The organism is Gardnerella sp. C0684A1 (assembly GCF_055326835.1).
This window is the reverse complement of sequence record NZ_JBLTSX010000050.1, coordinates 1-258: the sequence shown is the minus strand read 5'-3', so window position 1 is coordinate 258 and position 258 is coordinate 1. Positions and strand designations below refer to the sequence as shown.

Genomic DNA, 258 nt, shown 5'->3' with positions numbered 1-258 from the left:
AAACCATAGCTTACGCAGGGAAATCACTGTCCCGATATTTTTCGAACAATGTTGCAGGTGGCACACCAAGCCCCCGCGTAATGGCGAACAACGCCAGCGCCCCCGGATTGCGCTCGCCACGTTCGATTTCACCGACATAGTTGGCGCTGAGTCCGGCGCGGCTCGCCAGTTCTTCCTGCGTCAGATTGGCCTCGCGCCGCAGGCGGCGAAGATTCTGTCCTAGCGCGATGAGATCGGGGTCTTTCTCCACCCGCAGAC

1 protein-coding gene is annotated in these 258 nt (G+C 59.7%); it reads right to left on the bottom strand.

Annotated features, from left to right (window positions below; genetic code table 11):
* Positions 1-10: 10 nt before the first annotated feature.
* The coding region (locus ACNEUN_RS06315; protein WP_463631591.1) for a helix-turn-helix domain-containing protein at positions 11-258 on the bottom strand (248 nt) is incomplete at its 5' end.